At 68.0% G+C, this 19218-nt stretch carries 19 protein-coding genes; 10 read left to right on the top strand and 9 right to left on the bottom strand.

The window, feature by feature from the left end; genetic code table 11:
• Positions 1 to 40 precede the first annotated feature (40 nt).
• Genes mshB through typA form a run of 3 tightly spaced genes read right to left on the bottom strand, consistent with a single transcriptional unit; the run spans position 41 to position 4606 of the window.
• The gene (gene mshB, locus ACGFNJ_RS09245; protein ID WP_393445213.1) at positions 41 to 931 is read right to left on the bottom strand and encodes an N-acetyl-1-D-myo-inositol-2-amino-2-deoxy-alpha-D-glucopyranoside deacetylase; all 891 of its coding nucleotides are present in this window, start codon (positions 929 to 931) and stop codon (positions 41 to 43) included.
• Positions 913 to 2685, bottom strand: coding sequence for an ABC transporter family substrate-binding protein (locus ACGFNJ_RS09250; protein ID WP_393445216.1), 1773 nt, complete (start codon positions 2683 to 2685; stop codon positions 913 to 915). Before ACGFNJ_RS09250 ends, mshB begins: the two co-directional genes overlap by 19 nt.
• A 22-nt stretch (positions 2686 to 2707) precedes the next feature.
• On the bottom strand, positions 2708 to 4606 hold the full coding sequence (gene typA, locus ACGFNJ_RS09255) for a translational GTPase TypA (RefSeq protein WP_393445219.1): 1899 nt from the start codon (positions 4604 to 4606) through the stop codon (positions 2708 to 2710).
• Positions 4607 to 4760: 154 nt separating this feature from the next.
• Here typA and ACGFNJ_RS09260 point away from each other — a divergent pair, with 154 nt between their 5' ends.
• Together ACGFNJ_RS09260 and ACGFNJ_RS09265 are read left to right on the top strand one after the other, a co-directional pair.
• The gene (locus tag ACGFNJ_RS09260) at positions 4761 to 4937 is read left to right on the top strand and encodes a hypothetical protein (protein WP_167837709.1); all 177 of its coding nucleotides are present in this window, start codon (positions 4761 to 4763) and stop codon (positions 4935 to 4937) included.
• Positions 4938 to 5034: 97 nt separating this feature from the next.
• Positions 5035 to 5331: a 4a-hydroxytetrahydrobiopterin dehydratase gene (locus ACGFNJ_RS09265; protein WP_393445222.1), complete on the top strand. Its 297-nt coding sequence runs from the start codon at positions 5035 to 5037 to the stop codon at positions 5329 to 5331.
• 7 nt (positions 5332 to 5338) lie between these two features.
• On the opposite strand, the gene ACGFNJ_RS09270 is transcribed toward ACGFNJ_RS09265, so the two are convergent.
• Positions 5339 to 6541 (bottom strand): mannosyltransferase, encoded by a 1203-nt coding sequence (locus ACGFNJ_RS09270; RefSeq protein ID WP_393445224.1) that lies wholly within the window; start codon positions 6539 to 6541, stop codon positions 5339 to 5341.
• A 345-nt stretch (positions 6542 to 6886) separates the two neighbouring features.
• On the opposite strand from ACGFNJ_RS09270, the gene ACGFNJ_RS09275 reads away from it, so the two are divergent.
• Positions 6887 to 7672, top strand: coding sequence for a hypothetical protein (locus tag ACGFNJ_RS09275; RefSeq protein WP_393445226.1), 786 nt, complete (start codon positions 6887 to 6889; stop codon positions 7670 to 7672).
• Between the two features lie 111 nt (positions 7673 to 7783).
• Positions 7784 to 8143 carry a hypothetical protein gene (locus ACGFNJ_RS09280; RefSeq protein WP_393445229.1) on the top strand — a complete coding sequence of 120 codons (360 nt, stop codon included), beginning with the start codon at positions 7784 to 7786 and terminating at the stop codon, positions 8141 to 8143.
• A gap of 25 nt (positions 8144 to 8168) precedes the next feature.
• On the opposite strand, the gene ACGFNJ_RS09285 is transcribed toward ACGFNJ_RS09280, so the two are convergent.
• From ACGFNJ_RS09285 to ACGFNJ_RS09295, 3 genes are all read right to left on the bottom strand, one after another.
• Positions 8169 to 8882 (bottom strand): DUF1906 domain-containing protein, encoded by a 714-nt coding sequence (locus ACGFNJ_RS09285; RefSeq protein ID WP_393445231.1) that lies wholly within the window; start codon positions 8880 to 8882, stop codon positions 8169 to 8171.
• Positions 8883 to 9062: 180 nt separating this feature from the next.
• Positions 9063 to 10199, bottom strand: a complete 1137-nt coding sequence (locus ACGFNJ_RS09290) for a hypothetical protein (RefSeq protein ID WP_393445233.1) — start codon at positions 10197 to 10199, stop codon at positions 9063 to 9065.
• Positions 10200 to 10759: 560 nt separating this feature from the next.
• Positions 10760 to 11419: a CHAP domain-containing protein gene (locus ACGFNJ_RS09295; RefSeq protein WP_393445236.1), complete on the bottom strand. Its 660-nt coding sequence runs from the start codon at positions 11417 to 11419 to the stop codon at positions 10760 to 10762.
• A 199-nt stretch (positions 11420 to 11618) separates the two neighbouring features.
• Here ACGFNJ_RS09295 and ACGFNJ_RS09300 point away from each other — a divergent pair, with 199 nt between their 5' ends.
• The 4 genes from ACGFNJ_RS09300 to ACGFNJ_RS09315 are packed head-to-tail and all read left to right on the top strand — an operon-like array spanning position 11619 to position 15214.
• The gene (locus ACGFNJ_RS09300) at positions 11619 to 12269 is read left to right on the top strand and encodes an ABC transporter permease (protein WP_393445923.1); all 651 of its coding nucleotides are present in this window, start codon (positions 11619 to 11621) and stop codon (positions 12267 to 12269) included.
• A complete protein-coding gene (locus ACGFNJ_RS09305) occupies positions 12262 to 13461 on the top strand; it encodes an ABC transporter ATP-binding protein (RefSeq protein WP_393445238.1) in 1200 nt (399 codons plus the stop codon). The genes ACGFNJ_RS09300 and ACGFNJ_RS09305 overlap by 8 nt, the downstream gene beginning before the upstream one ends.
• Positions 13458 to 14243 (top strand): ABC transporter permease, encoded by a 786-nt coding sequence (locus tag ACGFNJ_RS09310; protein ID WP_393445241.1) that lies wholly within the window; start codon positions 13458 to 13460, stop codon positions 14241 to 14243. Before ACGFNJ_RS09305 ends, ACGFNJ_RS09310 begins: the two co-directional genes overlap by 4 nt.
• Positions 14240 to 15214, top strand: coding sequence for a glycine betaine ABC transporter substrate-binding protein (locus ACGFNJ_RS09315; protein WP_393445244.1), 975 nt, complete (start codon positions 14240 to 14242; stop codon positions 15212 to 15214). Before ACGFNJ_RS09310 ends, ACGFNJ_RS09315 begins: the two co-directional genes overlap by 4 nt.
• A gap of 153 nt (positions 15215 to 15367) precedes the next feature.
• Here the strand turns inward: ACGFNJ_RS09315 and ACGFNJ_RS09320 are convergent, their stop codons facing one another.
• Positions 15368 to 16021, bottom strand: coding sequence for a TIGR03086 family metal-binding protein (locus ACGFNJ_RS09320; RefSeq protein WP_393445247.1), 654 nt, complete (start codon positions 16019 to 16021; stop codon positions 15368 to 15370).
• 87 nt (positions 16022 to 16108) lie between these two features.
• Here ACGFNJ_RS09320 and ACGFNJ_RS09325 point away from each other — a divergent pair, with 87 nt between their 5' ends.
• On the top strand, positions 16109 to 17080 hold the full coding sequence (locus ACGFNJ_RS09325) for a helix-turn-helix transcriptional regulator (protein WP_393445250.1): 972 nt from the start codon (positions 16109 to 16111) through the stop codon (positions 17078 to 17080).
• A 49-nt stretch (positions 17081 to 17129) separates the two neighbouring features.
• Here ACGFNJ_RS09325 and ACGFNJ_RS09330 read toward each other — a convergent pair whose 3' ends face one another.
• Positions 17130 to 18587, bottom strand: a complete 1458-nt coding sequence (locus ACGFNJ_RS09330; protein ID WP_393445252.1) for an MFS transporter — start codon at positions 18585 to 18587, stop codon at positions 17130 to 17132.
• A gap of 75 nt (positions 18588 to 18662) precedes the next feature.
• Here ACGFNJ_RS09330 and ACGFNJ_RS09335 point away from each other — a divergent pair, with 75 nt between their 5' ends.
• On the top strand, positions 18663 to 19145 hold the full coding sequence (locus tag ACGFNJ_RS09335) for a MarR family winged helix-turn-helix transcriptional regulator (protein ID WP_393445254.1): 483 nt from the start codon (positions 18663 to 18665) through the stop codon (positions 19143 to 19145).
• The last annotated feature ends 73 nt before the right edge of the window (positions 19146 to 19218 follow it).

The raw sequence follows: 19218 nt of genomic DNA on the forward strand, positions 1-19218 counted from the left end.
GGAACTGCGGCAGGAATCTGCGGCCATTGATGGAAGTTCGCTAATCGAGTCCGGCGAAGAGATCATGTTCGCGACCGTCCGACCCGATCTTGCCCCGCCGACCACGCACGAGCACGTAATGCTCCTCCGGCAGTACCGGTTGAGCAACATTGTTGGTGAGCGCGAATTCCCGGCCCGACGGCGCCACCGTGAGTTGGGTGGCATGCGCGCGCAAGGCGGCACGCTTGGCGGCCAGCACGTCGGACACGTCGATGGTGGTCGTCACCGTGTGGCTGGGGACGCATGCGAGCTCGCCGTCCGCGGGCAGCCGCCAGCCCGCGGGCAGCCGGCCGGGCAGCCCGTCGACCGTGCGCTTGGCCAGCGCGGCCGTGTGCTGACGCAGCATGTCCGCGTCGGTGACGGTCCAATAGAACTTCGGGGTGTCCCAGCCGCGGTCGGCGGCGGCATGCACTGCGGCCGCGGCGATCTGATGCGCCCGAATGTGGTCGGGATGCCCGTAGCCGCCGTTCGGGTCGTAGCCGATCACCACCTTCGGCCGCAGCTCCAGCAGCACCTTGGTCAGCGCGTCCACCGCTTCGGCGCCGGATTGCACGAACACCCTTGGCTTTTCGGCCGCAGGCGTGCCTGCCATGCCGGAATCGCGCCAGTGGCCCGCACCGCCGAGGAACCGCGGCGGCCCGGCATCGAGCGCCGCCAGCGCGCGCGTCAATTCGAGAATGCGGTAGCCGCCGAGTTGATCGGCGCGGTCGGCGGTCAACTGCGCCCACTCGTCGCCCACCACCTCACCCTCCTCGCCGAGCGTGCAGGTCACCACGGTCACCGGCACGCCGCGACGGCGGTAGTGCGCGATAGTGCCGCCCGTGGTGATGGATTCGTCGTCCGGGTGCGCATGCACCAGCAGCAGGCCGCCGGTCACGGGATCTTTCGCCACTGTCCGGCATCACCGAAGATGCCGACCTGGATGCTGCCGCTCAGCGACGCGCCGTCGACCCGAGGTCCGGCCGCCGCGACCAGGTTGTCCTGCACGATCGGCAGCACGGTGGCCAGTGCCCACAGCCTCGGCTCGGCATCGGCGAGCACCCGGCCCGGATCGATGCCGCGCAATGCCTCGTCGATCGCAGGCTGCAGACCGGGGTCGCAGAGACCGGACAGGTTGGCGGGTGCGCGCCGCACCAGGTCCGAGTTCGGTTGCGCGGTACCGGTTCCCGTGCCGAGCTCGGGCGGCGGGCAGCCGTAGCGGGACGCGAGCACCGTGGCCGGGTCCGACCCTGCCCGTTCCCAGCCGACGATCGCGTCGGTGCTGCCCTCGACCAGCTCACGCCCGTACAGCTCGTCGGCCGCGATGCTGCGCACCGTGGCATCGATTCCCGCACTGCGCAATTGGTCGGCCGCGGTGTTCGCGACCGCGATGGCGGTGGTGTCGCCGTCCACCGCGCCGATCCTAATCGACAGGGATTTACCGTTTTTCGCGATCGGCCGCGGCGTCGGCGCAGGCGAGGTCGGCGAGTTGACCGGCGGCGGCTCCGGCGCCCGGCCGTAGCCTGCCTCCGCGAGCAACGCGAACGCTTCCTCGAGAGCCAGGCGCGGCGGCGCGGTCGGCTGATAGCCCGGATCGGACGGCGAAAGGATCTGTGCGCGAACCGGATCCACCCAGCCACCGGTCTGCGCGCCGACCGTCGCGAGCAGCGCGGGATCGAGCAGGGCGAGCACCGCGCGCCGGACTCGGATATCGCTGACCGGCCCGGTGCGGCCGTTGAGCGCGAGCTGCAACGTCCGCGACTGCGGCATGATCGCGGTGCGGATCGACGGGATCGCCGCGAGCTGCGCCTGCGTGGCGACGCCGCCGTGCACCAGCGTCATCTGAGCGTCGTTGGTGCGCAACGACTCCGCCAGCTGCGCGGGCGTGCCGCCACGACGCAGCAGGATCTCGTCCGGCGCCGCGGGCGTGCCCCAGTAGCGCGCGTTGCGCTCCAGCAGGATTTCCTCCCGCCGCGGGTCGATGTTCTTGATCGAGAATTGCCCGCCGGACACCCGGATCCGCTTCACCCAGCCGTCCTGGAACCCGCCGGGCCCATCCTTGGCCAGATGCGAGGGCAGCAGGTTGGCGAACAGCTGCTGCCACGCCGGATACGGCGCGCGCATGGTCACTTTCACCAGCTTGCCGCCCTCGGCGGAGTTGATGTCGGTGATCAATCGATAGCCTGCGGAGTCGACAACCCCCGGCTGCGCGATCATCTGCTGCCACAGGAACTGGAAGTCCTCCGCCGCGATCGGTGCGCCGTCGGACCAGTTCGCTTCGTCACGGAGCTTGTAGGTGATCGTGAACGGCTCCTGCGCGGTCACCTCGGCCGACGCGATCAGCGAGGTGTCCGGCACCCAGTCGGTCGCGCCCGGCGCGGCCGGGCTCGGCACCGGCCGGAACGGACTCGGCAGCACCATCGAACCGAGCGCGGCGGTGACCGGCGACTGGTCCGACCGCAGGTGCGGGTTGAACCCGATGCCGATGGTGTCGACCGCGACGACCACCGTGCTCTTGCCCGGTTTGGCCGGTGTGGTTTTCGGGCTGTCGGTACTTTCGATGGGCGGTGGCGGGTTCGCCGTGCAACCGGCGAACACCGTCAACGACGCCGTCACGATGATCAGTACTGCGCGCCAGGTCGCGCGTCGAGATCCCTCCGAGCTCACGATGCGCACTCTACTGCGGCGACTACAGCGCGGCCCGGTCCCGAGCCTTCCGTCGCGACAGTTCGCGGCCGCGCTCGGTCGCGCCGAGAATCACCTTGCGCACCCGGACCACCTCCGGCGTGACCTCGACACACTCGTCGTCGGCACAGAACTCCATCGCGGCTTCCAGATCCAGCTGCAGCGGCTTGGCCAGCGTCTCGAACACGTCCGCGGTCGAGCTGCGCATGTTGGTCAGCTTCTTCTCGCGCGTCACGTTGATGTCGAGATCCTCGGCACGCGGGTTGATGCCGACGACCATGCCCTCGTAGGTGTCCGCGCCCGGCTCGACGAAGAACTGGCCGCGGTCGGCAAGCTGGATCATCGCGAACGGGGTCACCGAACCGGCCCGGTCCGACACCAGCGCGCCGGTGTGCCTGGCCCGGATCTCGCCCGCCCACGGCGCGTAGCCGTGCGAAACGGCATTGGCGATGCCGGTGCCTCGGGTCTCGGTGAGGAAGTCGGTACGGAAGCCGATCAGGCCACGCGACGGGACGATGAACTCCATCCGCACCCAGCCCGCGCTGTGGTTGGCCATCTGGACCATCTTGCCCTTGCGGGCGGCCAGCAGCTGGGTGACGGCGCCGAGGTACTCGTCGGGACAGTCGACGGTGAGCTCTTCGTACGGCTCGTGCACCTTGCCGTCGACCTGCTTGGTGACCACCTGCGGCTTGCCGACGGTCAGCTCGAAGCCCTCGCGGCGCATCTGCTCGACCAGGATGGCCAGCGCCAGCTCGCCACGGCCCTGGACCTCCCAGGCGTCCGGGCGGCCGATGTCGAGCACGCGCAGCGACACGTTGCCGACCAGTTCCTGATCGAGGCGCGACTTCACCATGCGGGCGGTGAGCTTGTGGCCCTGCACCCGGCCGACCAGCGGCGAGGTGTTGGTGCCGATGGTCACCGAGATGGCGGGCTCGTCGACCGTGATGCGCGGCAGCGCAACCGGATTCTCCAGATCGGCGAGCGTGTCGCCGATCATGATCTCCGGGATGCCCGCGATGGCGACGATGTCACCGGCCACCGCGACCTCGCCTGGCTGCCGCTCGACGCCGATGGTCTGCAGCAGCTCGGTGATCTTCACCTGCTTGGTGCCGTCACCGTGCATCCAGGCGACGTTCTGGCCCTTGCGCAGCTCGCCCTGGTAGATGCGGACCAGCGCGAGGCGACCGAGGAACGCGGAGGCGTCCAGGTTGGTCACGTGCGCCTGCAGCGGCGCGGCCGGGTCGCCCTTGGGCGCCGGAATGTTGTTGAGCAGCACCTCGAACAGCGCGTCGAGGTTTTCCGCGTCCGGTGCGTGCCCGTTCTCGGGACGCTCCTTGGACGCCTTGCCTTCGCGGCCGGAGGCGTAGAGCACGGGCAGGTCGAGCGCGAGCTCGGCGGCCTCGGCGGCGGAGTCGTCCAGATCGGAGGCCAGGTCGAGCAGCAGGTCGTGGCTCTCCTCGACGACCTCCTCGATCCTGGCGTCGGGACGGTCGGTCTTGTTGACGACCAGGATCACGGGCAACGACGCGGCGAGCGCCTTGCGCAGCACGAAGCGGGTCTGCGGCAGCGGGCCCTCGGAGGCGTCCACCAGCAGCACGACACCGTCGACCATGGAGAGGCCGCGTTCGACCTCGCCGCCGAAGTCGGCGTGGCCCGGCGTGTCGATCACGTTGATGACGGTCACCGAGCCGTCGGGGTGATGCCGGTGCACGGCGGTGTTCTTGGCGAGAATGGTGATGCCCTTCTCGCGCTCCAGATCACCGGAGTCCATGACCCGGTCGACGAGCTCGGCACGCTCGGCGAAGGCGCCGGATTGGCGGAGCATGGCGTCGACCAGCGTCGTCTTACCGTGGTCGACGTGGGCCACGATGGCGACGTTGCGAAAATCGCGCGCAGACGACACGCTGATTCCTCCTGCTGACTAGGTATAGGTACGGCCGACCCCTGCAAACAGGTGGAGAATAGAAATCTCACCGGGCATTGCGGCCGTATACACCCTACCCGTGATCAGGTCACCCCCAAGTTTGAGGCGTTCGACTTAGGGTATGCTAACCGACGTGGGCAAGGTCAAAGCATCCAAGGTTTCCAGCTTGAAACCCAAGAAGAAGTGCTGTCGCAAGAAGACGCGCTGCGTGAAATGCCCTGTTGTCATTATGCGGATGAAGAAGTGCGAAGCCGCAGGCATCTGCGGTAAAGACCTCAAAAAAGCACTCAAGCAGGCGCGCGCCGCCTGACGTTTTCGCACGCTACCGGCCGGCCCGACTGGGAGCCCGCACCGACCGGTGGCGGAATGACGGATATCACTCTCGGCGTAGGTGTAGAACCGGAGCTATGAGTGCTCCCCTGCTGACCGAGTCCGAACTCGCCGAGGCATTGACCGGACTTCCCGACTGGACCAGCGACGGCGACGTCCTGACCCGCACCGTCCAAGCAACCAGCTTCCTGACCGGCATCGAGCTCGTCAGGGAGGTCGCCGCGGCCGCAGAGGCCGCGAACCATCATCCCGACATCGACATCCGGTGGCGCAAGGTCACCTTCGCGCTGTCCACGCACGACTCGGGCGGGCTCACCGCACTCGACGTCGACCTGGCGCGCCAGATCGACGGATTCGCGGCCAAGCTGAGCTGACCCGGCACTACGCGGCGCGCGTGGCGCCTGCACTGGCCACGCGCGCTGCCGCCTCGTCCGGCACGGACCGGGAACGGCCCGACCAGATCACCCAGCCGAAGAAAACCAGCGCGCCGAACACGTCGACGGTGCCGAGCCATGCGAGCACGGCAGGCCTGGGAATCGTCCAGATCGAATCCTGCGCGAACGACAGCACCCACGGCACGCCGATGAGCGTGTTCACCAACCAGTAGCCCGCCATGATCTTGGCGCCACGCACCGCACGCAGCGGCCCGTACAGCAGCCACAGCACGGTCGGCAGCAGCCAAACCCAGTGGTGCGACCAGGAAATGGGCGAAACGAGCAGGCCGAAGAACTGCACCATGATCAGCGTGCCCATCCGGTCGTCCGGGCCGAGCGCGCGCCAGGCCAGGAACGCAAGCACCATGACAACGAGCACGCCCGCGATCCACCACGGCCCGGATTCCACGTCGTAGCCGAGGATTCGGCTCAGCGCACCGCGCAACGACTGGTTCCACACCGAGCCGACCGGGCCGATCCGATCGGCGTCACCGAGCAGGGTGCCGAAGTAGCGGCGCGCCTCGTGCGGCGCGACCAGGAAACTGATCCCGACCGTCGCGCCGAACACCACCGCCGACCACACCACCGCCGCCCAGCGCCGCCTGGCAACGAAATACAGCCCGCTGATCGCGGGCGTCAGCTTGATCCCCGCGACGATGCCGACCAGCCCGCCCGACACCCACCAGCGCGAGCTGCGCACCGCGAGCATCGCGCCGAGGACAAGGAAGACGTTCACTTGGCCGTAGTCCATCGTGGTGCGCACCGGCTCCATCCACAGACCCAGCGCCGTCCAGCCGATGATGGTGGCTCTGTTGCCTGGGTCGCGCGCCGCTTCTTCGCCGAGGATCAGCTCGAAAGCTATTCGCACCACGACATATAACGCGGCGATGGTGGCGAGCAGCCAGCCCACCGCGACGACGTTGAACGGCAGATAGTGCAGTGGGAAGAACAGCAGCGCGGCGAACGGCGGATAGGTGAAAGGCAGTGGGAAGTCCGGGGTCTTCTCCGCATAGGTGAAGTCGTAGAGCCGATCGGTGAGCAGTGACGCCGACCCGTCGACGTAGACGTGCAGGTCGACCACGTTGATCCCGTTCGGCGAGAACAGCATCCAGGCCAACCTGGCCAGCACGGATAGCCCGAGTGCCAGCACAGCCCATCGGAGGTGACGGTTCAAATCGCAGGCTTTCGACTCGGATGCGGTGCGTCGGCCAGGCACCCGGCAATGCGGGTTTTCGGCGACAAGAACGGACAGCTCCGATTAGATTAACCGCAGCGCGAATCCGCGCGGCTCCGCCCTCGAATGGCTGATAACATTTGCATCACCTTTCACACCAGTAACACCTGACGCGCGCTACCGTCTGATAACACTGATCGTCCGCACGACCTGCGGGACGCTGCAGCTGTACACATAGCCGCGATGTCCCTAGAGTGACCCCCGAAACGATGGCTTTTCAGCATCGGCCCAGATGTACCCGAGGTAAGGACGGCTAGACCAGTGCTTCGCACCCGAGGATCGCGGATCGCATTGTCCGCGCTCGCCATCGCGGCGAGCGCCACGCTTGCCGCGCCGACGACAGCAGTCGCCGCGCCCGCGCCCGCGCCTGCGGCGACCCCGATTTCCGTGCCCATGGTGCCCGAGGGTGTCCCGGTCGACGCCCTCGCCGCCCTTGCACCGGCCATCGTCGGCTCGATCGCCGGTCCCGCCGACATCGCAGGCGGCCCCCAGTCGGCCATCCTCGAACAGGCCCGCAATCTGCTTGCCACGCTGCCTTTGCCGCCGCAGATCAAGTCGACGCTGGAACGGATCATCACCTTCCTGGACGGCAGCGGCGGCGGTGGCCCCGAACTGCCGCAGGAAGGCCCGGTCATCGCGCAGTTCCTGTACCCGACCATCGGCAAGGGCTGCATCGGCGCGACCGCCGATTCCATCGGCACCGCACTCGCCGTCCCCGGCCCCGCGCAGCTGCCGCCGCCCGGACCGCGGCCGGGCCAGGCCGGATTCGTGTTCACCGCGCTCGGCACCAAAGCGCCGACGGCCGAACAGAACCCGCCGATGACGGTGCAGTGGATGAACCTGGATACCCGCCAAACCGGTGTCCTGCCGCTGACCGACGAAGCCAAGATCAACCCCGGCGGGCCTGCCACGCTGTCCGCGATCGCCGACACCGGTTTCGGCCGGGTCGTCGCGGTCATCTCCGGGTCGCTGACCACCAAGGCCGCCGACGCCGAACCGCGCACCTGCTCGTTCCTGCCGACCCTGGGATTCTTCACGGTCGCATGAGTTCTCGAACAAAGGCGGCGACTCCATCCCGGGTCGCCGCCTTTGTCGTCTCCGCGACATGACAGTGCGGAATCGCGGTGATGACGCGGGGAGTGTGGTAAACCGCTAAGTATGGCGACGATCGAACATTCGATACGGCCCGGCCGCTCCATCCGGAGCAGGCACTCTCATCGATCGATTCTGTCCTTCCGATCCGAGGGATCCATTCTCTCGATCGGCTCGGCCTATTCGATCCTCTCGATCGGCAGCGTCGGGTCGGTGCTGTCGATCGGCTCGGTCGGGTCCTTCGGCTCGGCCATCTCCTCGTTTTCGTTCACCAGCCTCGGATCGGCGTTCTCCGGATTGTCCCGCTGGTCGCTGTTCTCCTGGCTCGGCGATCACGAGGCCCCGGACAGCAGGCCGACCCTGCGGGTCGTGCCCGACGACGAACCCGATCTGCGGGAAACCCCGCTGAGTCACTGCCAGACCTAGCCGGTGCTCCGAATCGCGTTGCGCCTTACCACTGGCCGAAGTTCGGCTGCAGTGCGTTGTTGAGGTCGATGCCGATGCCGTCGATGCTGCGCTTGTCGATCTCGAACTGGTGCAGGTGCGCGGCGGGGTGCACGTAACCCGGTTCGGTGCCCCAATTGTGTTGCCAGTACCAGGAACCCAGTCCGGCGTCGGTGGCGAGCTGGATGGTCGGCGCGTTGGCGTACATGCCGGTGTTCTCCCTGCCGAGCACCGACTCCCAGCCGAGGATGTAGGGCATGATCATGGTGGTGAAGTCGAGTGGGGACGGGTTGTCGTCGATCGAGGCGTAGATCGGAACACCGTCGGGACCGCCTGCGGCCCTGTGTAAGTCGAGCCCGCGCTGCGCGTGCTTCTTGCCTGCTTCCATGCCGCCACGCCAGTCCGCGGTGGCCGCTTTGCCGAACTGATAGCAGGACACGATGTGCAGACCCGCCGCGTGCAGCTGGTCTACCTCGTTGGCGAGCAGCGGCTTGCCAGCCATCCATTCCGCGCCGGGGCGGCGGTCGGAGACGTAGCGGATCACGCCGAGATGCCCGGCCGCCCTGATGGCTTCGGCCGACGGGACGCCGCCCGCGTAGTCGATCAGCGTGCCGAACGCTCCGGTGGCGGACGCGGGCGCCGCCGATGCGGTCACCCCCACCGCGACGGCGGCAGCGGCATAGCCGAATAGCTCACGCCGGGACACAGAATTGGAACGCATCGCAGGACTCCTTCGCCAACCCCGACCATGGATAGCGTGCCCGGCGCACCTTCCCCAAGATTATGTGCGCGCCGGGAGCCTCGAACGTGCACTCATTTCACCATATTCACATGGGAACCGCCAGACCCACGGGGCATCCATAGTCACATCAGTCACACGGTGGCGGCGGCCGCCAGCGGATCAGCGTCCGGTGCCCGTGCCATCGATGCGGGCAGCGACGTCGATCGTCCGGCCGGAGCTGTCCGACAACTCCTTGCTCACCACCCCGGCCACCTGGGCGATGACCTGCTTCTTGATCCCGGCGAGCGCGCCGAGCGTCGCCGCACGCATGCCGTGCGCCTTGAACTCGAGCCGAATATCGTCCGCGTCGGGCGGCGGCACCTCGATGACGACGAGCAGCGGATCGGCGGCCCGCGCGGTCAACACGAGCGGCACCTCCACGTCGGCGCGGTAGCGGTTGGCCTTGAGCACGTCGACGGTGATGTCGAGGCTCACCGGCAGGGTCAGATCGAACGACCGCGGTGTGTCCGCCTTGTCGGCGAGCTGCGGCACCCGCACACTCCCGCGCACGGTGAGCGTCGCCGACTTGCGCGGCCCGGTCTTCAACGGACCGACCTCGATCGGTCGTCCCGCCATCCGCTCGACCACATCGAACACGCGATCCCGTGTCACGATGCGCGAGAAGAACTGGTGCCCGAACTCGTCGTAGCCGATCCAGTCGAACTCGGCTTGCTCCCGATGCTCCGACTTGGTGCCGTTCACCATCGCCTCGACATCGAAGACCCTGGCGCGACGCGCCTGCGGATCGGCGAGCATGCTGTTCACCCTGGCGGCGACCTCGCGCTGGACCAGACCGGCGATCGGGTCGAGCAGCATCTCCCACGCCGCATCGACGGCCTGGGCGCGCAGCACAAAACTGATGTCGCGCTGGGTGATCGGCGGGATGTCGATGACGATGAGCAGCGGGTCGGCGGTGCGCGCGTGCAGCGTCAGGTCGATCTCGACGCGGGCCTCCAGCCGCAGCTTCTTGCCGCCGAGCATGACCTTCAGCGCCAGCGACACCGGGACGGTCACGTCGAACGTGACATGCGGGCCGCTGTGCAGCACCGTCGGCGTGCCGACCTTGCCCTCGGCGACGAAGCCCGCGAGGCCTGCCGGGCCGATCGAGAACGGGCCGATCGCAATGCCCCGACCGGTCATCCCGGACACCGCGGCCTCGATGCGGTCCTTCGTCACCGCGTGGGTGACGAAGCGTTCCCCGAAATCGGCATAGTCGATCCAGGCCGGATCGCTACTCGGTTCGTCGGTCGGCTGCATCAGATTTCCGAAACCCTCATCTCTGAATGGACACCCGAGAGGGTACGCGACCGACATTGCCCGAAACTTGCACGCGGCTGAACCCGAGATCCCCGTCCTGTCGATGAGGGGGAGACAGGGCGGGGATCGGCGACGGCGCTGCCGGGCGCCGCCAGCTCCCATCGTAGGGCTATTCCCGGCCCACCAGCTCACGCATATCGGACAGCTCGACGGCAAGAATTCTCACAGTGGACCAAATCGGTCGATGTCGGCCGCCCTCGGCGACTGCTTCGCCTACGCACTCGCCACCGCCACCAAGAAACCGTTGCTGTACAAGGGCAACGACTTCGTGCACACCGACATCAGATCGGCTGTCTGACATCGGAGCTTGATTCCGGGCGGCCGTCATGCCGCCCGGAACCCCGGCCACCTGAGCCCCGAAACGGTTCCTGCGGATCGAAATCCACTCGTGCCACCGCGCCGATCGCCGCGCCGAACCGGACGAAATACCGTCCGGCCGAGCCTGATCCGCGCTGGTCTCCCCCGGACAGTCCTATCGGACAGCGGGTTCGCAAGACTTGTCACAATCGGCCGAATCCGACAATGCCGGGCACCTCGGCGAGCGCGAAGGTGTGGAGGGTGATCTGCCCGAATTCGTTGCCGCCGATGGTCGTCACCCGGCCGCCGTCGGCCCGGAGCACGATGTTGGTGTGCTGGTTGAACGGGCTGGTGTCGTCGTAGAGCAGCACGTCACCGGTGCGCGGTTGGTAGCCGCCGAACCGCACGAATCGGCCGGTGCTCGCGTAATACTCCTGCAGCGTGTACACGCCGGGAATCCGCCACGATCCCGAGTTCGGGTTGGCCAGCGGCGCACCGGCCTCGCGCATCACCCAGCTGACGAAGTCCGCGCACCACGGCTCACTGACGCCTTCCGCGTACTTTTCGCCGGCGCCCTGTGCACGAAACTCTCGCTCGGCCACCGTGACCACCGCGGTTTGGGTCGGATCGAAAGCCGACCGGTCCAGCGCGGGGAACTCGGTGGCGCGCTCGCCGGCGATCGCAGGCGCTGACCGCTCTTGCCACCAGCGGACTCCGAACACCCCGGCGAGCGCGAGCACGAGCACCAGTACCCCGACCCCAAGCCATGGACCGACCCGCCGCCGTTGCTGCGGCTCGCCGTGCGAGGTACCCGCCCGGTGATACCGCACCCCATGTGAGGTGCTCGACTTCCGATCAGCCATCGTTCCCCGCCTCATCGCGATCACAACCGTCTCCGGCCCTTGTTGACTTGGACGAACGAACCCCCGCAACGGTTCCCTCGGATCGGAACCCAGTCCCGCCACGGCATCGTCCACCACGCCGAACCGGACGAAATACCGTCCGGCCGAGCCTGATCCGCGCTAGTCTCCCCAGGACACCGGGCGACGGGGAGGTACGACCCTGGACACGCTGTGGACTTTCGTGGTGCACCGGCGGCATCAGCTGCTCATCGACTCCTATCTGCATGTGTCGGCGGTGCTGCAGTCGGTGCTCATCGCCACGCTCGTTGCGGTGCTGATCGGCATCGCGGTGCATCGCAGCCCGCTGGGCTCCTCGATCGCGACCGCGCTCGCCAGCGCCATTCTCACGGTGCCGTCTTTCGCGCTGCTCGGGCTGCTGATTCCGGTGCTCGGCCTCGGCGTCGGCCCCACCATCAGCGCAATGGTGCTCTATGCGCTGCTGCCGATCCTGCGCAACACCATCATCGGGCTGTCCTCGGTGGATCCCGCGGTCACCGACGCGGCCCGCGGGGTCGGGATGAACCGGGTCCGGGTCCTCGCGGCCATCGAACTTCCGCTGGCCTGGCCGGCGATCTTGACCGGGATGCGGGTCAGCACCCAGCTGACCATGGGCATCCTCGCCATCGCCGCCTACGCCAAGGGACCGGGGCTCGGCAACCTGATCTTCTCCGGGCTGGCGCGGCTCGGCAGCCCGAACGCGGTGCCACAGGCGCTGGTCGGCACGGTCCTGATCGTCGTGCTCGCACTGGTCCTTGACGGGATCTACGTCCTCGTCGGACGTCTCACCACCTCGAGGGGAATCCGTGACTGACACCGAAACGCGTTCCGGCAGTGGCACATCGGCGGTGTCCGGCGCGGAGATCGTGCTCGACGCCGTCACCAAACACTATCCAGGCCAACGTGATCCGGCCGTCGACCGGGTGTCGATGACCATCCCCGCAGGCGAAATCGTTGTCCTCGTCGGGCCGTCCGGCTGCGGCAAGACCACCACCATGCGGATGATCAACCGGCTGATCGAGCCGTCCTCGGGCACCATCACCATCGACGGCCGCGACGCCGCATCGATGAATCCGGACCAGCTGCGCCGCGGCATCGGCTATTCGATCCAGCAGGCCGGGCTGTTCCCGCACCTGACCGTCGCCAAGAACGTCGCGACCGTGCCGGGGCTGATCGGCTGGGATCGCAAGCGGATCGCCGAGCGCACCGACGAAATGCTCGACCTGGTCGGCCTCGATCCCGACACCTACCGTGGCCGCTACCCGCGCCAGCTCTCCGGCGGTCAGCAGCAACGCGTCGGCGTGGCCCGCGCGCTCGCCGCCGACCCGCCGGTGCTGCTGATGGACGAGCCGTTCGGCGCGGTCGACCCGATCACCCGCGGCCTGCTGCAGGACGAGTTGTTGCGGCTGCAAGGCGAATTGGGCAAGACCATCGTCTTCGTCACGCACGACTTCACCGAGGCGGTCAAGCTCGGCGACCGAATCGCGGTGCTCGGCAACCAATCCCGGATCCTGCAGTACGACACCCCAGCGGCGATCCTGGCCGAGCCCGCCGACGACACGGTCGCGGGTTTCGTCGGAGCGGGTGCCTCGCTCAAGCAGCTCACGCTCACCCGGGTGCGCGATGTCGAACTGGGGCAATGCCCGACCGCCACCGAGAACGAGCCGGTCGAGGTCTTGCGGTCGGCACTGGCCGACAAGGATTGGCCGTGGGCGCTGGTGCTCGACCAGCAGCGGCGGCCGCTGCGCTGGGTGTCGAGCGAGCATCTTGCGCACGCACAGTCATTGCGCGGCATCGGAACTCCAATCGGTGAACCGCTGTCGTTGCAGTCGACGCTGCAGGATGCGTTGGAGGCCTTGCTTTCCGACCAGACCGCGAACGCGGTGGTCACCGGTAAGCGCGGCGAGTATGCCGGACTGATCAGCATCGACACCCTGGTCGCGCACCTCTCGGCGCTGCGTGCCGAGCACGGAACCGGCCGCGCCGCAACGGATGACACGCCATGACCGCAGTCACCGAGACCGCACTCACAGCGGCGGCCGCGCCCGCCGCGCAGCGCAGGGCCGAACGCATCCGATTGTTCTTTCAGCCGGTGATCGTGCTCGCGCTCACCGCCGGTGTGCTGGTGTGGGCCTTCGCCAGAGACCTGACCGTCACCCAGCAGGCCAGCCTGAACGCGGACAACATCGCGAGCGTCACCCGGCAGCACGTGCTGATCTCGGCGACCGTCGTGCTGATCGTCATCGTGGTCGCGGTGCCGCTCGGCACCCTGCTGACCCGCCCCGGATATCGCCGCCTCGCGCCGGTTTTCGTCGGCATCGCCAATATCGGCGCGGCCGCGCCCGCCATCGGCCTCATCGTGCTCTTCTATCTCGTCACCCGCACCACGGGGTTCTGGATCGGCGTCGCACCGGTCGCGTTCTATTCGCTGCTTCCGGTGCTGCGCAACACGATCCTCGGCTACCAGGAAGTAGACAGCACCCTCATCGATGCCGGGCGCGGGCAGGGCATGTCGGCGCTGACGGTGTTGCGCCGCATCGAGTTTCCGCTCGCGGTGCCCTACATCCTCGCCGGTCTGCGCACCTCACTGGTGCTCGCGGTCGGTACCGCGACGCTGTCGTTCCTGGTGAGCGCGGGCGGTCTCGGCATCCTGATCGACACCGGCTACAAGCTGCGCGACAACGTCACGCTGGTGGTCGGCGCCGTGCTCGCCGTCGCGCTCGCGCTGCTCGTCGACTGGCTCGGCGCGCTCGCCGAACAGTTCCTCGGGCCGAGGGGGTTGAAGTGAGCCGGTGGTCGCGGGCGCTTGCGCTGGTCAGCGGGCTGATCCTGATCGCGGGGTGCGGCCTGGAATCCGGTGGCGCGGTACCGTTGCGGGTGGGGCCGGGCAGCATCGGCCCGATCCCCGAGCTCGACGGAGTGAACATCACCGTCGGGTCGAAGGACTTCACCGAGCAGAACATCCTCGGCTACCTCATCGAGTTCGCCATGTCGGCGGCGGGTGCGCAGGTGCGCGACCTCACGAACATCCAGGGCTCCAACAGTCTTCGCGACGCCCAGCTGCACGGGCAGATCGACGTCGCCTACGACTACACCGGCACCGGCTGGGTGAACTACCTCGGCAAGGAGCAACCGATCCCGGACGAGGTCGGTCAGTTCGAGGCCGTCCGCGAAGCCGATCGTGCCGCGCACGGCATGCTGTGGACCGCGATGGCGCCGATGAACAACACCTATGCGCTGGTGATGAGTTCGCGCACCCAGCAGGAGACCGGGGTGCGCACGCTGTCGGACTACGCGAAGCTGGCCAGCTCCGATCCGGGTGCCGCGGCCATCTGCGTCGGCACCGAATTCAACGTGCGCCAGGACGGATTCCCCGGCCTGACCCGCAAATACGGGATCGACGCAGGCAAGGTGCCCAAGCAGATCGTCACCGATCAGGTGGTCTATCAGGCCACCGCCGATGCCAAGCAATGCCGGTTCGGCTCGGTCGCCGCCACCGACGGGCGCATACCGGCGCTGAATCTGGTGCTGCTGCAAGATGATCAGGGCTTCTTTCCGAAATACAATGCGGCGGTGGTGATGCGGCAGTCGTTCGCCGACGCGCACCCGCAGATCGCCACCGTGCTCGCGCCGATCTCCCAGCGACTCACCAACGAGACCATCACCGAGATGAATCGGCAGGTCGACGTCGAGGGACGCGAGCCTGCCGATGTCGCCAGGGACTGGATGGTCGCCGAGGGCTTCGTCACGGCCAGGTGATGCCGGGGCATCGCCCGATGATCAGGAACCGCACCCGGCAACCTTGGGGCACAAACCTTCTCGCCGTCGACGCCGGGCAACCCGCGCCGCGGCTCAACTGACGCCACAGACACGGGCGAGGGTGCGCGGCGCCTGGCCGCACACCCTCATGGCTCAGATCCGCGGGTCGCGGCCGAGGTAGCTCAGCAGCTCGGCGACCACCGAGCCGTCGGACTTGCCCTCGACGACCGCCGCGTAGGCGCCCCACTGGCGCAGCGGCTCAACGATTTCCGCCTCCACTCCGCTGCCCGGCGCGGGATGCGCGGTGCGGGCGGCGGTGAGCAGGTGCCCGGCCAGCTCGTCGGTCAGCGGCGACGGCTGGCCGGTGGCGATCGCGATGTCCCATGCGTGCACCGCGGCGTCCAATGCGCACATCACGGCGGCGACCGGGGTGGCCAGTGCGCCGTGCGGCAGCGGGGTCGGCACGGTCTCGGTGTCGTCGGCGACCGTCGCCCACGCGGCGGCGACCTGCTCGACCGCGTCCTCGACCAGCGCCTGCGGCGCGCCGTCCAGGTGGCCGGACGGCTCGAACGGGTTGTCCGACGGGCCGTTGCCGATGCCGAGGAACGCGGCGAAGCCGAGCTGATCGCCCGCGGCGTGCTGCAGCACCTGCGTCACGTTCCATTCCGAGCACGGGGTCGGCAGCTGCCACTGGTCGTCGCGGACGCCGGCGACCACGGTCGTCAGTGCGCGGTACGAGTCGGCGAGCACGTCGCGCCACACCGGGCTGAGGGTGGCGATTGCGGAGGTGGCGGAGGTGGCGTTCATGTCAGTTCCTTTGGGTTGTTCTTGCTTCTGACATCAGCCTATGTGGCCATTAGGCTAGTTTCGTTCCTAATTTTTCGGAGGTAAAATGTGACGCCGACCACACTACGGGTGCTGCGGTTGCTTGCCCTGTTGCAGGACCGCGCACACACCGGGCGCGAGCTGGCGGAGCGGTTGTCGATCACCGACCGCACGCTGCGCCACGACATCCAACGCCTGCGCGATCTGGGCTACCCGGTGCAGGCGCAGCGGGGCGCGGTCGGCGGTTATCGGCTCGGTCGCGGCACCACCATGCCGCCGCTGTTGCTCGACGACGACGAGGCGGTGGCCGTCGCGGTGGCCGTCGGCCTGGCCGAGGACGGGGCCACCGGGATCGCCGATATCAGCGAGAACGTCAGCAGGGCGCTGGCCAAGCTCGACCAGATCCTGCCGAAACGCTTGCAGCGCAAGGTGACCGCGCTCCGTGAAGCCACCGCTATCGGACCGGCCACCACCGGATCCAGAGAACCGGACGCCCCGGTCCCCGCCGCGGTGCTGACCACGCTCGCAGGCGGTATCCGCGACGGCGCCACCGTCCTGCTCGACCAGGACGACACGGAGCGCACCGAGGAGATCGAGCCCTATCGGCTCATCAACTGGCAGCGTCGCTGGTACCTGGTCGCCTACCACCTCGAAACCCATTCCTGGAGCGCGATTCCCGTCGCCAGAATCCAGCGGGCCGGCGCGGGCAGCCGCCGCTTCGCACCCCGGGCCCTCCCCGACGAGGACCTGGTCGCCTTCGTCATGCGCCATATCGCCAGCACCGGCTGGAAGGTGAATGCCAGGGTCACCGTGTTGGCCCCGGCCGAAACCGTCATCGCCCGCATCAATCCCGCGGTGGGCGTGGTGGAAGCGGTCGACGCGAACACCTGCATCCTGCTGACCGGCGCCGACGCCATGGAGACCATCGCCATCTACCTCAGCATGCTGATGATGGATTTCCGGGTCGACGGCCCGCCGGAACTCGTCGACCACATCCGCACCATCGCCCGCCGCTACGCCGCCGCCGTGCCGCCGGAATGACAAGAAGGCCGACCCGAGCGAACTCGGGTCGGCCTCAGCGCTTTTCGGGTCAGGCGTGCCCGACCGTTGTCGCCGCGTCCGCCGCCTTGCGCATCGGGATCATGGCGGTCAGCACGATCGCCACAATGGCTGCGGCCGTCGCGATGAGGAACGTGGTGTGGAACCCGTCGCGGGACGGGAACACGTGCGGGCCGAGCTGCATGGTCATGTGTGCAAGCACCACGGCCATCACCGCCGACGAGGTGGACGTGCCGACCGAACGCATCAGCGAGTTCAGCCCGTTCGCCGCGGCGGTCTCGGTGACCGGCACCGCGCCCATGATCAGCGCGGGCATCGCCGCGTAGGCGAGGCCGACACCGGCGGCCACGATCATCGAGGCGAGCATGATCTCCCAGACGCTGTTCATCAGCACCACGGCGCACAGGTAGCCCGCCGCGATCACCGCCGAGCCGAGCGCGAGGGTGATCTTCGGGCCGCGCGCCGCCGACAGCTTCGCCGACACCGGCGAGAGCAGCATCATCACGAATCCGGTTGGCGCCAAGGCCAATCCGGCGTTGACCATGGTAAGGCCGAAGCCGTAGCCGGTCTGCTCGGGCGCCATCAGCAGCTGCGGGAAGGTCAGCGACATGCCGTACAGCGCGAAGCCGACCGCGATGGAGGCGGCGTTGGTGAACAGCACCCGCGGCCGCGCCGAGACCCGCAGGTCGACCAGCGGCGAACGCTGCCGGAGTTCGAAGGCGCCCCAGCCGAGGAACACCACCGCCGACACCGCGAACAGGATCAGCGTTTTCGCGCTGGCCCAGCCCCAGTCCGCACCCTTGGTGATCGGAATGAGCAAGGCGAGCAAGGCAATCGAGAGACCGACCGCGCCACCGAAATCGAAGCGGGCCGGGGTGCGCACCGGCGACTCCGGCACGAAGACGAAACACAGTGCGGCACAGACGACGCCGAGGCCCGCCGCGGTCCAGAACAGCACGTGCCAGTCCGCGTTCTGCGCGATCGCCGCGGCAAGCGGCAAGCCGAGCGCGCCACCGACGCCGAGCGTCGCACTCATGATCGCCATCGCCGCACCGACCTTCTCGGCGGGCAATTCGTCGCGCATGATGCTGATGCCCAACGGAATCGCACCGACAGCGGCGCCTTGCAGCGACCGCCCGACGATCTCGGGCACCAGCGAGGAGAAGCTCGCGCAGACGATCGAACCCGCGATCAGCGCGAGCAGATTGACGAACAGCACCCGGCGCTTGCCGAACATGTCGCCGAGCCTGCCGCTGATCGGCGTCGCCACCGCACCGGCGAGCAGCGTCGCGGTGACCACCCACGAGGCGTTGGACGCCGAGGTGTTCAGCAGGTCGGGCAGCGTCGGGATGATCGGGATGACCAGCGTCTGCATCAGCGACACGACGACGCCGACCATGCCGAGAGTCGCGATGAGGACGGCAGAATTGGGACGCCGTCGGTCGTCGGTTTCGGAGACGGTCGAGGACGCGTCGGCAGTTACACTCACGAATGTGCACGCTACACACGTTGTGTATGGTGCACAATTTGATATCGCCGTGATAGACACGACATAGTGAGGGTCATGTCCGATTCCGGTCTTGCCACCAACGCAGCGCTGTCCCGCCTGGTCTTCGAGCTGACCCTGCTCGCCAGGCAATTCCCCGCGTCGGTGCTGCGCCGCCCAGGCTTCCAGCTCGACCGCTCGGCCTTTCTGATTCTGACCAGGCTGGAATTCGACGCACCGCTGAGCCTGAAGGAGCTGTCCGAGGCCTTCCAGCTCGACATCTCCACGATCAACCGCCAGGTCGCCGCGATGCTCAAGCAGGGCCTGGTCGACCGCGTCCCCGATCCGGACGGCGGCATCGCCCGCAAGATCCAGGCCAGCGTCAAGGGCAACGCGGCGCTGGCCGCGGATCGCCTGCAGAGTCGCGAAGGGATCGGCGCGGTGGTCGCCGACTGGTCCGACACCGATGTCGACCAACTGAGCAGGCTGATCGCGCGGTTCAACCAGTCCGTCGAGCACATCGAGAACAACCCGTGGCCGCGCCCGCCCGAGGTCCGCTAGCGACCGAGGCGCCGACGTTCCCGACCGACTCCGCGCGGGCGGCGGCCAGCCGCCGACGCCCGTACGATTACTC

The organism is Nocardia sp. NPDC049149 (assembly GCF_043197455.1).
GTDB lineage: Bacteria > Actinomycetota > Actinomycetes > Mycobacteriales > Mycobacteriaceae > Nocardia.